The sequence below is a fragment of the Roseateles sp. genome (genome assembly GCF_039929605.1).
Lineage (GTDB): Bacteria > Pseudomonadota > Gammaproteobacteria > Burkholderiales > Burkholderiaceae_C > Pelomonas.
In genome coordinates this window covers 1-13,293 of the sequence record NZ_JBDSQX010000202.1, presented here as the reverse complement: position 1 = coordinate 13,293, position 13,293 = coordinate 1, and the positions used below count along the sequence as shown (strand labels likewise).

General features: G+C 68.7%; 12 protein-coding genes. 4 read left to right on the top strand and 8 right to left on the bottom strand.

What is annotated here, in order from left to right; all coding sequences use genetic code 11:
* A partial coding sequence (locus tag ABIS05_RS27265; protein ID WP_348010124.1) for a carbon starvation CstA family protein occupies nt 1–783 on the bottom strand: 783 nt, incomplete at its 3' end.
* A 240-nt stretch (nt 784–1,023) separates the two neighbouring features.
* Here ABIS05_RS27265 and ABIS05_RS27260 point away from each other — a divergent pair.
* Nucleotides 1,024–1,431, top strand: coding sequence for a hypothetical protein (locus ABIS05_RS27260; RefSeq protein WP_348010123.1), 408 nt, complete (start codon nt 1,024–1,026; stop codon nt 1,429–1,431).
* A gap of 2 nt (nt 1,432–1,433) precedes the next feature.
* Here the strand turns inward: ABIS05_RS27260 and ABIS05_RS27255 are convergent, their stop codons facing one another.
* The 7 genes from ABIS05_RS27255 to ABIS05_RS27225 form a co-directional block, all read right to left on the bottom strand.
* Nucleotides 1,434–2,270 (bottom strand): HEAT repeat domain-containing protein, encoded by an 837-nt coding sequence (locus tag ABIS05_RS27255; RefSeq protein WP_348010122.1) that lies wholly within the window; start codon nt 2,268–2,270, stop codon nt 1,434–1,436.
* 30 nt (nt 2,271–2,300) lie between these two features.
* On the bottom strand, nt 2,301–2,777 hold the full coding sequence (locus tag ABIS05_RS27250) for a DUF4124 domain-containing protein (protein WP_348010121.1): 477 nt from the start codon (nt 2,775–2,777) through the stop codon (nt 2,301–2,303).
* Entirely contained in the window at nt 2,774–2,995 is a 222-nt protein-coding gene (locus ABIS05_RS27245) for a hypothetical protein (protein WP_348010120.1), read from the bottom strand. Before ABIS05_RS27245 ends, ABIS05_RS27250 begins: the two co-directional genes overlap by 4 nt.
* A gap of 20 nt (nt 2,996–3,015) precedes the next feature.
* Nucleotides 3,016–3,642, bottom strand: a complete 627-nt coding sequence (locus tag ABIS05_RS27240) for a response regulator transcription factor (protein WP_348010119.1) — start codon at nt 3,640–3,642, stop codon at nt 3,016–3,018.
* Nucleotides 3,639–5,006 (bottom strand): cache domain-containing protein, encoded by a 1,368-nt coding sequence (locus ABIS05_RS27235; protein WP_348010118.1) that lies wholly within the window; start codon nt 5,004–5,006, stop codon nt 3,639–3,641. The genes ABIS05_RS27240 and ABIS05_RS27235 overlap by 4 nt, the downstream gene beginning before the upstream one ends.
* Nucleotides 5,006–8,395 (bottom strand): PDZ domain-containing protein, encoded by a 3,390-nt coding sequence (locus ABIS05_RS27230; RefSeq protein WP_348010117.1) that lies wholly within the window; start codon nt 8,393–8,395, stop codon nt 5,006–5,008. The genes ABIS05_RS27235 and ABIS05_RS27230 overlap by 1 nt, the downstream gene beginning before the upstream one ends.
* Nucleotides 8,396–8,458: 63 nt before the next feature.
* A complete protein-coding gene (locus tag ABIS05_RS27225) occupies nt 8,459–9,106 on the bottom strand; it encodes a DedA family protein (RefSeq protein ID WP_348010116.1) in 648 nt (215 codons plus the stop codon).
* Nucleotides 9,107–9,164: 58 nt separating this feature from the next.
* On the opposite strand from ABIS05_RS27225, the gene mutL reads away from it, so the two are divergent.
* The 3 genes from mutL to miaA form a co-directional block, all read left to right on the top strand.
* On the top strand, nt 9,165–11,024 hold the full coding sequence (gene mutL / locus ABIS05_RS27220; RefSeq protein ID WP_348010115.1) for a DNA mismatch repair endonuclease MutL: 1,860 nt from the start codon (nt 9,165–9,167) through the stop codon (nt 11,022–11,024).
* Between the two features lie 25 nt (nt 11,025–11,049).
* Nucleotides 11,050–12,444, top strand: coding sequence for a pseudouridine synthase (locus ABIS05_RS27215; RefSeq protein ID WP_348010114.1), 1,395 nt, complete (start codon nt 11,050–11,052; stop codon nt 12,442–12,444).
* 100 nt (nt 12,445–12,544) lie between these two features.
* Nucleotides 12,545–13,293: tRNA (adenosine(37)-N6)-dimethylallyltransferase MiaA (gene miaA, locus ABIS05_RS27210; RefSeq protein WP_348010113.1), on the top strand; the 749-nt coding region annotated here is incomplete at its 3' end.

Genomic DNA, 13,293 nt, shown 5'->3' with positions numbered 1-13,293 from the left:
GATGATGCCGATCGCGATCGTCGTGCGCTCGAGCGAGAACAGCGCCACACCCCAGTCGGTCTCGGCGATGACTCCGCCGCCGAGGATTGCGGCCATCAGCAGGACAAAGCCGATGATTGAGACTTCGGTGACCTTGCCTGGCCGGATGAAGCGCAGGTAGACGCCCATGAACAGCGCGACCGGAATCGTCGCCGCCACCGTGAACAGGCCCCATGGCGAGTCGGCCAGCGCCTTGACGACGATCAGCGCCAGCACCGCGAGGATGATGATCATGATCATGAAAGCGCCGAACAGCGCGATCAGGCCGGGCACGGTGCCCATCTCCTGCTTGACGAGATCGCCCAGCGAGCGGCCGTCACGGCGCGTGGAGATGAACAGCACGATGAAGTCCTGTACCGCGCCGGCAAAGACGACGCCGGCAAGTATCCATAGCAGCCCGGGCAGATAGCCCATCTGCGCCGCGAGCACGGGGCCGACGAGCGGGCCGGCGCCGGCAATCGCGGCGAAGTGGTGACCGAAGAGCACGTGCTTGTTGGTGGGCACGTAGTCCAGCCCATCGTTGTACTTCCAGGCCGGCGTCTGCCGCTTGGCGTCCAGCCCGAGCACCTGGGTGGCGATGAACAGGCTGTAGTAGCGGTAGGCGATGAGATAGGTGCACAAGGCGGCGGCCACGACCCACAGTGCGCTGATCGTCTCGCCACGGCTCAAGGCCACGATTGCGAGGGATGCGGCGCCAAGGATGGCAACGCCCGCCCACGGGAGGTGGCGGCGCAGGTTTTGCATGAGGTTTGTCTCCGTTGCGGTGCACACCTCGACACGGGGCGCGACCGTGGTGCAAGTCTCGGCAAACCCGCACCAGGAGGCATCGGTCAAGCCACGCGCAGCGGGCGCGCGGCAATACCTAAGGGTGAACCCGTGTCACGGTCCCTTACGAATCGGCGCGGCGGTCCGTCAACGATGAGGCCACGCTGGCGTTGTTCACAGCATCACAAGCCGGCTGTTCGGCTTGCCAGGAGGTTCACCATGCTTCGTCGCACGATTGCCACCCTTGTTGCCGGCGCCGCCCTGCTCGGCGCCACTGCCGCGCAGGCCGGCACGCACTGGTCCATCGGCATCAATCTGCCGGCGGCCGGCGTCGTCGTGTCCGACGGCGGGCGATACGTGGAACAGGCGCCGGTCTACTACCAGCCGGCACCGGTCTACTACGCCCCAGCGCCGGTCTATCAATACGCCCCGCGGCCGAGGTATGTCGAGCGCGAGGTCTACTACGCACCGGCGCCGAGGGTGGTGTACGAAACGTCCTACCGCGACCGCCGCTGGGACCACCGCGATGACCGCCGGTGGGGGCATGACAGCCATGACAGCCATGACCGCAGGGATGACCGCCGTGACAACCGGCGCGACGACTACGGTCCGACTCGCGGCCGCTGAGGTCAGGCGCTGGAAGGCGCGCTCGCGCTGGCTTTGAGGGCCTCGCGCAGCGCGCTCAACCCGCAGCCGTCGCTGGTCGAGTCAGCTTGCGGGCTGGCCAGCAGGGCCTGCAACGCAGGCAGAAGTTTCGGCTCGACGAGCTTCAAGGCCGCGTTCAAGTGCAGCGAGTCGCAGTGGTTGTCGCCGAGGTGGGCCAGCAGATGGTCGACCGCTCTCGGGTCGCGCCGCTCGGCCAGCCCGACGATGGCTTCACCACGGACGTCGGCGTCCGTATCTTGCAGGTTCTCCCACAGGCACTGCCGCACTTCCGGCGTGTCGATGTCGTGCAGAGAACCCAGGGCAAATGTGGCCCAGTCCCGCACGTCGTCGTCAGGGTCGCGCGCCAGCTTGAGCAGCGCGTCGACGGCAGGCGGTTCGCCGTAGTTGCCCAAGGCGACGGCCACATCCAACCGGATGGATGCGCTGCGGTGCCCGGCCTGCTGCACGAGCTCGTCCCGCGCTGCGGGATGCGGCCGGTGGCCCAGCCCCGAGATGGCTGCGCTCAACACCGCCGCGTGCGGATCGTGAAGGCCGGCCAGCAGCAGTTGCTGCGTCTCTTCCAGCGCAAATTCGACGCTGCCGTTCTGTGCATCACGCCGACGCTCTCGCAACTGCGACGCGATGAGCAAGCCCAGCGCGCGGCGCCGGCAATTCCGGCTGCCCGCCAAAGTCCGGGCAAGCACCAGCATCTTGGGTGAGCCACGCATCCGCAGCGCATGGATGGCGGCCCAGCCACGGTCGCGATCCCACTCGCGCAAGGCGATGCGGATCAGGCACCGCGTGCCTGTACGTCGATGCATGTGGGTCGGGCGGCGCTTCACGCAGGCCACCTAACGGCAGAACCGTTTGACATCCGCGCCAGCCACATCTCGGTCGTACTGATCAATCTTGGCGCCGTTGCCATGCCTCAGCGTGCCATTGAGCACGTCGCGGGCCAGCGCGCAGCGTGAGGCATCGCTGCCGTCTTCCTTGCCGCCCGACACCGACCTCGGCGGCTGCGGTGGCGCTGCCTGAGCCGGCTGGCGAAACGCCTCCGGCCATTGCGGGGGCGGCATCTTCTCTATCGACGATGAGGATGCTGCGACAGCCGGTGCCTGTGCCGGCGGCAGCTTGATCTTCAGTTCCTCAGACTTGGCACCGGCGGTGTTCTTCTTGTCGCCATAGTGCACGCGGCCACTGGCGTCGGTCCACTTGTAGACCTGGGCCTGGCTGGCACCGGCCGACAGCACTACGCTGACGACAAGCGCCTTGACCGTCACGCAGAGGCCAGTTTTGCACATCGGCACGGCGCTGCGCCTCGCGATCATCCCGCCACCAATTCATCGTAGGGCGGCAGGTTCAGGACGGTTTTGGCCTCGACGTCGTAGGCACGCTCAAGATCCTCCGCAGCGTCCATGGCCTGTTCGAGCAGCACATAGTCCTCGGGGTCGACATCCCCGTCGGCGAGTTCCTCGCGCATCGCCCGGATGTGCGCGGCGACCGCCTGGATGGCGATCAACATCGTGCGATTCTTGATTTCAGGCATGGCGTAACGACTTCCTGATCTCAGCGCTCGCGCCCATGCTCCACCGCATACCGAATCAACTCCGCCTGCCCCTCCAGATCCAGCTTGCGCTTGATGCTCTGCCGATGGGCTTCGACGGTGCGGACGGACAGATCCAGCTCGCGCGCGATCTGCTTGCTCGAAGCGCCCTGCCCCAGCTTGGCGAGGATCTCGCTCTCGCGTGGCGTCAGCACCGGCTTGGGCGCCTGGCCACGAAAGAGCCGGCCCGACACCGCGGCGCTCAAGAAGGTGCCGCCCGCCGCTACCGCGTCGATGGCCGAGACGATCTCGGTCGCCGGCGCGTCCTTCAGCACATAGCCTCGCGCGCCGGCCTGCAGCGCACGCTGAACGTATTCGGGGTTGTCATACATGCTGAACATTAGCAGCTTGACGCTCGGTTGGGCGGTCAGCATCTCGGCAACCAGTGCGATGCCATTGACGTCCTTGAGGCCCACGTCCATCAGCACGACATCGGGCGCCGTGCGCGCCAGCTGCGCCAGCGCCTCGAGGCGGTTGCCAGCCTCGCCGACGACCTCGAAGCGCGAGACGGCGGCCAGCCGCGCAACCAAGCCTTCGCGAACCATCGGGTGGTCGTCGACGAGCAGGATGCGGATGGGCGATGAGGTCATGCGGAAGCGCGGGCAAGGTCAGCAGCCGAGAGTTTGACGGCAAGCCGCGCGCCAATGCCAGGCGACGTCGTCAGGCCCAGCCGCGCGCCCAGCGCGTCGGCCCGCTCGCGCATGCTGCGCAGGCCTAGGCCGCGGTCGGCCACGGCCTCGGCGGCGTCGGCGTCAAAGCCCTGGCCGTTGTCCGCCACCTCCAGCGCCAGGCCGCCGTTGCGCTCGAAGCGCAGCGTCACCGTCACAGCCGTGGCATGCGCATGGCGGGCGGCGTTGTTCAGCGCTTCCTGGGCGATGCGGAACAGCGCCGTGTTGACGGCCTCGGGCAGACCGACTTCTTCGCCTTCGACGACCGCCGAGAAGTGCGTGCCACCGGCTGCGTCGAACTCGCCCGCCAGGTGTTGCAGCGCGGCCGGCAGGCCCAGCGTGTCCAGCAGCGCGGGGCGCAGCGCGTGGGACAGGTGGCGCACCTCGGCCAGCGTGCTGTTCAGCCGTTTCAGCGCCAGCGCCTGCAACCGCTCGGCACTGGCCGGCTCGTGCTGGGCCGACTCGATCAGCAGCTTGGTGGCCACCAGCGCCTGGCTGACGCCGTCGTGCAACTCACGGGCCAGGCGGGCGCGTTCGTCCTCCTGGCTCTGTACGACCTCGCGGGCCAACGCGCGCAGCTTGGCCTCGGCGCTGCGGTGCTCGCTGAGGTTGAGCGCCAACGCACCGGCGCTGATGAGGGCCACGCCGAAGACGGCCACCGCGCTTACCCACAGCATGGTCGCCGTGATGTTCCGGCGCGCGCCACGGTCCAGCTCGGTCATGGTCGCCTCGATGCCGTCGAGATACAGCCCCGTGCCCAGCATCCAGCCCCATTCCGGCACGGCGACGACATAGCCGAGCTTGGGCGCCAGCAGGCTGCTCGACGGCTTGCGCCACAGGTACTCCACGTAGCCGCCGCCGGCCTTGGCCTGATTGATGAGCTGCTGGATGGTGGGCCGGCCCTGTGGGTCGCGCAGGGCCCACAGGTTCTGCCCGGTCAGCTCGGGCTGGCGCGAATGCATCAGCACGCGGCCATCGAGCGTGTAGACAAAGAAATAGCCGTCGGGGCCGTAGTCCAGCGACGACAGGATGGCCAGCGCCTTCTCCGGTCCACCAGGCTGGCCCAGCAGCGGCTTGACGGTGCTGACGGCCAGGTCGACGTAGTGCTTGAGCTCGGTGCGGCGCGCGTCCATGTAGCTGGTGCGCACGAGCGCATGCTCACGCGCGGCCAGCTCGCTTTCCTGCTGACGCACGGCCAGCGCGATGAGTGCCAGCGAGGCCAGCAGCGGCAGCAGCGCGAGCAGGAACAGGCGGCCCCGCAGAGACAGCGCCGCCCAGGCTTTCATCAACGGCCCAGCGTCGCCGCAGCCGGCGCCGCCTTGCGCTGGATGGGCTTCCACCCCTCCAGCCGCTTCAGCACGTCGGCAATCGCCGCATCGAGCTGCGTGTCCTCGCCACGATTGACGGCGGCGGGGTCGAGTTCGACGTCGATGTCCGGCGCCACGCCCTCGTTCTCGATGCGCCATTCGCCTTCCGGCGTGTAGAAGCGGAAGAAGGGCACGGTCAGGACGCCGCCGTCGATCAGCGGCGGGTTGAACGAGATGCCGATCAGGCCGCCCCAGGTGCGCTTGCCGATCAGCGGCCCCAGGCCCACGCGTTTGAAGGCGTAGGGCATGAAGTCGCCGCCCGAGCCGGCGTCCTGGTCCACCAGCATGGCCTTGGGGCCGTAGATGGCGCCGCCGGGCGTGTCGAAAACGAGGCCGTCACGGTCCTTCCAGCTGCCCAAATACGGCCGGGACAGCAGCTCGGTCACGTAGTTGGCCGCCTGGCCGCCGCCGTTGCGGCGGTCGTCCACGATCAGCGCCTGCTTGTCGATCTGCCCAAAGAACATGCGATTGAAGTGCTCGAAGCCCTGGCCCGCCGTGTCGGGCATGTAGACGTAGGCAACGCGGCCACCGCTCTTGTCCAGCACCTTCCTGCGGTTCCCGTCTATCCACGCCCAGCGGCGCAGCAGGCTCTCGTTGGCGATGGGCTCGACCGTGATGTCGCGGCGGTTCTTTCCCGCCGCGTCGTGCGCGATGGTCAGCACCACCTGCTTGCCGACGGTGTTCTCCAGCATCGAGTAGATGTTGGTCTTGCCGTCGAGCTCATGGCCACCGATGGCCAGGATGAAATCACCCTCCTTCACGGCCAGGCCGGCCACGCTCAGCGGCGCGCGCAGGTTGGGGTTGAGGCGGTCACCCGGGTAGAGCCTGGCGATGCGGTAGCGGCCCTGCTCGACGCTGAAATCCGCGCCCAGCAGGCCCACGGCGACGGGCGTCTCCTGGTGCACATCGCCACCACCGGCGCGGTTGTGGCCGACCTGCAGCTCGCCGATCATCTGCACGATCAGGTCGTTGAGGTCCTCGCGGCGCTGCACGTGGGCCAGCTGCGGCAGGTAGCGGTCGTAGACGGCCTGCCAGTCCAGGCCGTGCATGCCGGGGTCGTAGAAGAACTCCTTCTCCATCCACCAGGCCTCGTCGAAGATCTGCTTCCACTCGGCGCGTGGGTCGATGCGGCCGCGCAGGCCGGCAAGGTCCAGCGCCTTGCTCTCGGCCTTGTCGTTGGCCTCACCCACTTCCAGCTTGCCGCCGGCCATCGTCAGCAGCAGCTTCTTGTGGTCTTCGCTCAGCGAGAACTCGGCGATGCCGGTGCGCAGCATCTTGGCCTTGCGGTCCTCGAAGTCGAAGCGCCACAGCTCGGCCGTGGCCTTGCGGTCAGCCTGCGGCGGCTCATTGCTCGCGCCGGGCTGGGGGCGCTGCAGATAGAACAGCGCGCCGTCGTAAGCCACGGCCAGGCTTTCGTAATTGCGCTCGGCCACCGGCAGTGCGACGACGCGGTCGGCCAGGCCATCAAGGTCGACCTTGGTCGGCTTGACGGGCTCGGGCTTCTTGTCGTCTTTCTTTTCATCCTTCTTGGCGTCGCTCTTCCTGTCGTCCTTTTTGTCGTCTTTCTTGGCGTCGTCCTTCTTCGGCTCGTCCTTCGAGGCATCGACCTTCTTCTCGTCCTTCTTGCCGTCCTCATCCCCCGCCTCGGGAGCCAGCGGCGACTTGCCGTCCGCAGCCAGCACCACGGCATAGAGGCCGGCGCGGCGCGGGCGCTCCTGGGTGGACAGGTCCAGGCCGACCTGGCTCGGGCCCGAGTTGATGGACGCCGTGAAGTACAGCAGGTCGCCCTTGGCCGAGAAGGTCGGGCTGCCGGCATGCGCCAGGCCGTCGGTCACGGCATGGCTGCGGCCGGTGGCGATCTCGTGCAGCCAGATGCGGCTGAAGTAGTTGTCGCCCGAGCTGGTGTAGGCCAGCCAGCGGCTGTCCGGCGAAAAGGCCGTGCTGTAGCCGGCGGCGCCCAAGCGGCGCACGTCGGTGGCTATCTTGGTGAGCCGGGTCCGCTGCGCACCCGGCGCCAGGCTGAGGCGATAAAGGTTGAGATGGTTGTCCTGCAGCACGAGCTGCTGGCCATCGGGCGACCAGTCCATCAGCGTGAAGTAACCCTCCTTGGGCAGGGCGATGCGCTCCTTGGCGCCCAAGCCGGTCTGCGACTGCAGCACCAGCTCATGGCGCATGCCGGGCGCGTCGGAGATGTAGGCGACCTGCTTGCCGTCCGCGCTCCACAGCGCGTCCTTCTCGCGCACGCCGGCCGTCTCGGTCAGGTTGCGCACGCTACCGTCCTTGACGGGCACCGTGAACACCTCGCCGCGCGCGCTCATCACCACGCGCTTGCCGGTGGACGACAGCCGGGCCGACGTGACGGACTTGCCAGCGTCCTTCCACTGCGGGCGGGCCTGCGAGGAGGTGCTGGCGAGCTGGATGTCCAGCACCTTGCTTGGGCCACCGGCCAGTTCGATCTGCTTGATGCGGCCGCCCGATTCGTAGACCAGCGTCGTGCCGATGGCGTCCACGCTGCGCACGTCCCACTGGGTCTCGCGCGTCAGCTGGCGCAGCGCCTGGGTCGCCGGGTTGAAGGCAAAGAGATTGGCCGCGCCCTGGGTCTCGCCATCGCGGTCGGAGATGAAGACGACTTCGCCCCCTGCCCACACGGGTCCCAGGTCGCTGGCGTTGACATGCGGGATCTGCTGCCACTTCTGGCTCGCCATGTCCATGATCCATACCGGCGGTGTGGAGCCGCCGCGGCTCTGGCGCCAGCCGCTGACACCGGCATAGGCGGCGTTGTAGGGCCGGTAGGCCAGCTGCCTGCCGTCGGCCGACCAGGCGCCCTCATAGGCCACGGCCTTCATGACCTGCTTCTCGTAGCCGCCGTCCAGGCTGACCTCAAACAGCTGGTTGCTGCGGTTGTTCAGCACCTCGCGCGGCGAGGCGAACAGCACCCGCTTGCCGTCCGGGCTCCAGCCGCTGACAACGTCCGCACTCGGGTGCCAGGTCAGGCGCTTAGGCTGGCCGCCGTCCAGGCCGATGACGTAGACGTCGGTGTTGCCGTCGTAGCTGGCCGAAAAGGCGATCTGCCTGCCGTCCGGCGAGAAGCGCGGCGCGAATTCGCTGGCCGCGTGGCTGGTGAGCCGGCGGGCGTTGCCGCCGCTGCGGTCGGCCAGCCAGAGGTCACCGGCGTAGACGAAGGCGAGGTGATCCTTGGAGACGGCGGGCTGACGCAGCATCAGCGTCGGCTCGGCCGCGTGGGCCGCCACTGAAGCCAGGCTGGAGGTCATCCACGCCAGGGCCAGGGCGAGTCGAGTCAGGGTCATCGGGATCTCCGATTGAGTCGCAGAACGCGCGACTCTAGACCCGAGGACTGGGGCGATCGAAAGTCAGCTCGGCGCGCGCTTGAAGCGGCTCTTCAAGCCGCCGGCAATGATGACGATGCCCGGGATCAGGATCATGGCCCAGATGATCTTGTCCAGATTCGTCTTGACCCAGGGCACGTTGCCGAACACGTAGCCGATGAGGGTGATGCCGCAGACCCACAATGCACCGCCGGTCACGTCGTAGAAGGTGAACTTGCGCCGGGTCATGAGCGCCACGCCGGCCACGAAGGGCGCGAAGGTACGCAGGAAGGGCATGAAGCGCGCCGCAATGAGGGTCACGCCGCCGTACTTCTCGTAGAAGGCATGGGCCTTGTCGAACGCCGCCTTGTTGAAGAAGCGCGAGTTCTCCCACTGGAAGACGCGCGGGCCGAAATGCCGGCCGATGGCGTAGTTGCACTGGTTGCCGAGGATGGCCGCCGCCGTCAGCAGCGCCATGGACAGCCCCAGGTCCATCAGCCCCACGCCGCACATGGCGCCGACGACGAACAGCAGCGAATCCCCGGGCAGGAAGGGCATCACGACGACGCCGGTCTCCACGAAGATGATCAGGAAGAGCAGCGCGTAGACCCAGGCGCCGTAGCTGGCGACGAAGGTAGCGAGGTGCTGGTCAACGTGCAGAATGAAGTCGAGGAGGTAATGCAGCAGGTCCATGGCGCAGCATTATCCCGGCGGCTCCGTGACGGCCGGCCCACCGCCGATAATCCCGGCGATGGATTCGCTGCTCCCTTCCTCCGCTGAGGTCCCCGCCCCCCGCGCCATCCGCGAACTGTCCGATGAGCTGATCAGCCAGATCGCCGCCGGTGAGGTCGTCGAGCGCCCGGCCTCGGTGGTGCGCGAGTTGGTGGACAACGCGCTGGATGCCGGCGCCAGCAACATCCAGGTCAAGCTGATGGCCGGCGGCGTGCGGGCCATCGTCGTGGAAGACGACGGCAGCGGCATCCCGTTCGCGCAGTTGCCGCTGGCGCTCAAGCGCCATGCCACCAGCAAGATCGCCAACCTGAACGACCTCGAATCCGTCGCGACGATGGGTTTCCGCGGCGAAGCGCTGGCGGCCATCTCGTCGGTGTCGGACATGGCCATCGCCAGCCGCACCGGTGCCGACGCCCACGCCCATCGGCTGGACGCCCGCAGCGGCGAGCTGCAGCCCGCCGCCCGCGGGCGCGGCACCAGCGTGGAGGTGCGCGAGCTGTTCTTCTCCACGCCCGCCCGCCGCAAGTTCCTGAAGACCGACGCCACCGAGCTGGCCCACTGCGTGGAAGCCGTGCGCCGCCACGCGCTGGCGCGGCCCGACGTGGGCTTTGCGATCTGGCACGAGGGCAAGCTCGTCGACCAGTGGCGCGCGGCGTCCAGCGAGCAACGCATCAGCGACGTGCTCGGCGAAGACTTCGCCGCCGAGAGCCGCCCGTTCGAGTACAGCGCCGGCCCGCTGGCGCTGAGTGGCCGCGCCGGCCTGCCCGAGGCCGCACGCTCGCGGGCCGACCAGCAATACGTCTGGGTCAACGGCCGCCACGTGCGCGACAAGCTCATCAGCCACGCCATCCGCTCGGCCTATGAAGACGTGCTGCACGGCCAGCGCCAGCCCAGCTACGTGCTCTTCATCGAGATCGCGCCCGAGCTGGTGGACGTCAACGTGCATCCGACCAAGATCGAGGTGCGCTTCCGCGACGGGCGCGCCATCCACCAGTCGGTGCGCCGCGCCTTCATCGATGCGCTGGCCCAGTCGCGCGCGGACGCTGCCGCCGTCGAGTCGGCCATGGCGCCGCTGGCGTTCGAGCAGACGATGCCGGCCACGCTCTACGTCTCCGAGCCGCGCCAGAGCTACCAGGCCTACACACCGCCGGTGCCGGCCACTGCCGAGCAGGTGCGCTTGTCCCTGGTTCAGCACGAGACGCTGTGGCAGCCGACCCGGCCGGTGGTGCCCACCTCGCTGCCTGAGGCGAGCGCGCAGCCCGAGATCAGCCTGCCCGCGCTGTCGACCAAAGAGGACTGGCCGCTCGGCCGCGCCATCGCGCAGATCCAGGGTGTCTACATCCTGGCCGAGAACCGCCAAGGGCTCGTCATCGTCGACATGCACGCGGCCCACGAGCGCGTCGTCTACGAGCGCCTGAAAGCCAAGCTCGGCTCGACGACCATCGAGAGCCAGCCGCTGCTGATCCCGGTCAGCTTCGCCGCGACGGCCGAGGAAGTGGCCGCCGCCGAGCAGCATGCCGACACGCTGAGCAAGCTGGGCCTCGACGTGTCGCCGCTGTCCACGCGCACGCTGGCCGTGCGCTCCCGCCCTGCCCTGCTGGCCGCCAGCGACCTCGTCGCGCTGACCCGCGAGCTGCTCGCCGAGATGGCCCAGTTCGACGCCAGCTCGGTGCTCGAACGTGCCCAACACGAAATCCTCGCCACCATGGCCTGCCACGGCGCCGTGCGCGCCAACCGCCAGCTCAATCTCGACGAGATGAACGCCCTGCTGCGCGACATGGAAGCCACCGACCGTGCCGACCAGTGCAACCACGGCCGCCCCACCTGGCGCCAGCTCGACATGCGCGAGCTGGACGCCCTATTTCTGCGCGGTCGTTGATCTGCGCGGACGCTGAAAGAAAACGATGGCCACCATCACCCTCAAGGGCAAACCCAAGCCCGCCAAGACCCGCAATGCCGAGGGCGAGAAGCGCGCGCCCGTGCGCGGCCGCGGCGTCGCCAACCCACGCACCACGCTCGCCAAGGCCAAGGCCGAACGGGCCGAACGCGAGGAGCGCTTCCAGCAGGCCAAACAAGAACGCAACACGCGGCCTGCCGGCCCGCGCGACGATCGCCCGGGCCGACCTGGGCCCAAACCCGGTGGTTTCAACCCAGAGCGCCCGCGTGATGAACGCCAGAGCCGTCCCGGCCCGAGGCCCGGCGGTTTCAACCCGGATGGCCCGCAGCAACGCGGCGAGCCCTTCCGCCGTGACGACCGCTCCGACCGGCCGCGTGATGACCGCCAGGGCCGCCCCGGCCCGAGGCCGGGTGGCTTCAACCCGGACGGCCCGCCCCACGCTCAACGTGCGCAACGCGGTGAACCGGTGCGCCGCAACGAGCATCGCGACGAGCGCCCTGCCGACCGCCCCCGTGACGACCGCCCGCCGCGCGTCGACCAGCGCCGTGTCGCCAACCGCGGCCCCAACTTCGAGCCACCGCGGCCGCAGCGCCGCAGCAACCCGGCCCGCGAAGTCGCCCCGGAGGACGGCGAACGCCTGTCCAAGCGCATGGGCGAGCTGAAGATCGCTTCGCGCCGCGAGGCCGATGACTGGATCGCTGCCGGCTGGGTGCGCGTGAACGGCAAGGTCGCCGTGCTGGGCCAGCGCGTCGGCCCCGACGTGCAAATCGACATCGACCCCGCCGCCCGCAACCAGCAGGCCCAGCTCGTCACCGTGTTGCTGCACAAGCCGATCGGCTACGTGTCCGGCCAGGCCGAGGACGGCTACGAGCCGGCGGCCGTGCTCTTCCAGCCTCAGAACCGCTGGGCGGACGACGCCTCCGGCATCCAACCCAACGCCGGCCACCACCGCAACCTGGCGCCGGCCGGCCGCCTGGACATCGACTCCACCGGCCTGCTCGTGCTGACGCAGGACGGCCGCATCGCCCGCGTGCTGATCGGCGACGACTCCGATGTGGAGAAGGAATACCTCGTGCGCGTCGAGTTCATCGGCCTGCCGGGCACCGAGCCAGTGGCCGAAGGCGTGCTGCCGAACGAGGCGCTGTCGCACAACAAGCTCGCACTGCTCAACCACGGCCTGGAGCTGGACGGCGAGGCGCTCAAGCCCGCCAAGGTCAGCTGGCAGAACGAGCATCAGCTGCGCTTTGTGCTGCGCGAGGGCAAGAAGCGCCAGATCCGCCGCATGTGCGAGCTCGTTGGCCTCAAGGTGGTGGGCCTGAAGCGCGTGCGCATCGGCCGGATTCCGCTGGGCCATCTGCCGGTGGGCCAGTGGCGCTACCTGTCCCCATGGGAGAAATTTTGACCACCCCCTACCGGCTTCGCCGGCCTCCTCAAGGGGCCGCAGCGGGTGGCCCGGCAAAGCCGGTTCCACGGCTGCCGCTTGGGAAGGCACTACACCTGCGATGAGGCCTGTCTGTTTGGCCGGCCCGACCGGCTGCGGCAAGACGGCGGCGGCGCTGGCTATTTGCCAGGTGCTGCCGGTCGAGATCATCAGCGTCGACTCGGCGCTGGTCTATCGCGGCATGGACATCGGCACGGCCAAGCCGACGGCCGCCGAGCAGGCCGCGGTGCCGCATCACCTGATCGACATCCTCGACCCGACGGGCAGCTACTCGGCCGCCGAGTTCGTGCGCGAAGCCAGGCGGCTGGCCGCCGACATCGCCGCGCGCGGCAAGCTGCCCTTGCTGGTCGGCGGCACGATGCTGTATTTCAAGGCGCTGTTCGATGGCCTGTCGACGCTGCCGCAGGCCGATGCCGAACTGCGCGCCACCATCGACGCCGAGGCCGCCGAGCGCGGTTGGCCCGCGATGCACGCCGAACTGGCGCTGCTGGACCCCGAGACCGGCGCCCGGCTGGCGCCCAACGACAGCCAGCGCATCCAGCGCGCGCTGGAGGTCATCCGCCTGACGGGCCAACGCTTGAGCGCGCTGCACGCTGCGTCGCGCGACGACGGTGTCGACTGGCCACTGTTCTCGCTGGAGCCTGCCGACCGCGCCTGGCTGCATTCGCGGCTGGCGCAGCGCTTCGAGCAGATGCTGGGCAAAGGCTTGGTCGACGAGGTCAAGGCGCTGCGCGCCCGTGGCGACCTGAGCCTGGCGCTGCCCTCGATGCGCTGCGTCGGCTACCGCCAGACCTGGGAGGCGCTGGACGC

Bases quoted from the DNA above. Each gene is read 5' to 3' on its own strand.
- ABIS05_RS27215 (WP_348010114.1), top strand. From the start codon at position 11,050: ATGGCCACCATCACCCTCAAGGGCAAACCCAAGCCCGCCAAGACCCGC.
- ABIS05_RS27230 (WP_348010117.1), bottom strand. From the start codon at position 8,395: ATGACCCTGACTCGACTCGCCCTGGCCCTGGCGTGGATGACCTCCAGC.
- ABIS05_RS27260 (WP_348010123.1), top strand. From the start codon at position 1,024: ATGCTTCGTCGCACGATTGCCACCCTTGTTGCCGGCGCCGCCCTGCTC.
- ABIS05_RS27235 (WP_348010118.1), bottom strand. From the start codon at position 5,006: ATGAAAGCCTGGGCGGCGCTGTCTCTGCGGGGCCGCCTGTTCCTGCTC.
- mutL (WP_348010115.1), top strand. From the start codon at position 9,165: ATGGATTCGCTGCTCCCTTCCTCCGCTGAGGTCCCCGCCCCCCGCGCC.
- ABIS05_RS27240 (WP_348010119.1), bottom strand. From the start codon at position 3,642: ATGACCTCATCGCCCATCCGCATCCTGCTCGTCGACGACCACCCGATG.
- ABIS05_RS27245 (WP_348010120.1), bottom strand. From the start codon at position 2,995: ATGCCTGAAATCAAGAATCGCACGATGTTGATCGCCATCCAGGCGGTC.
- ABIS05_RS27255 (WP_348010122.1), bottom strand. From the start codon at position 2,270: ATGCATCGACGTACAGGCACGCGGTGCCTGATCCGCATCGCCTTGCGC.
- ABIS05_RS27250 (WP_348010121.1), bottom strand. From the start codon at position 2,777: ATGATCGCGAGGCGCAGCGCCGTGCCGATGTGCAAAACTGGCCTCTGC.
- ABIS05_RS27225 (WP_348010116.1), bottom strand. From the start codon at position 9,106: ATGGACCTGCTGCATTACCTCCTCGACTTCATTCTGCACGTTGACCAG.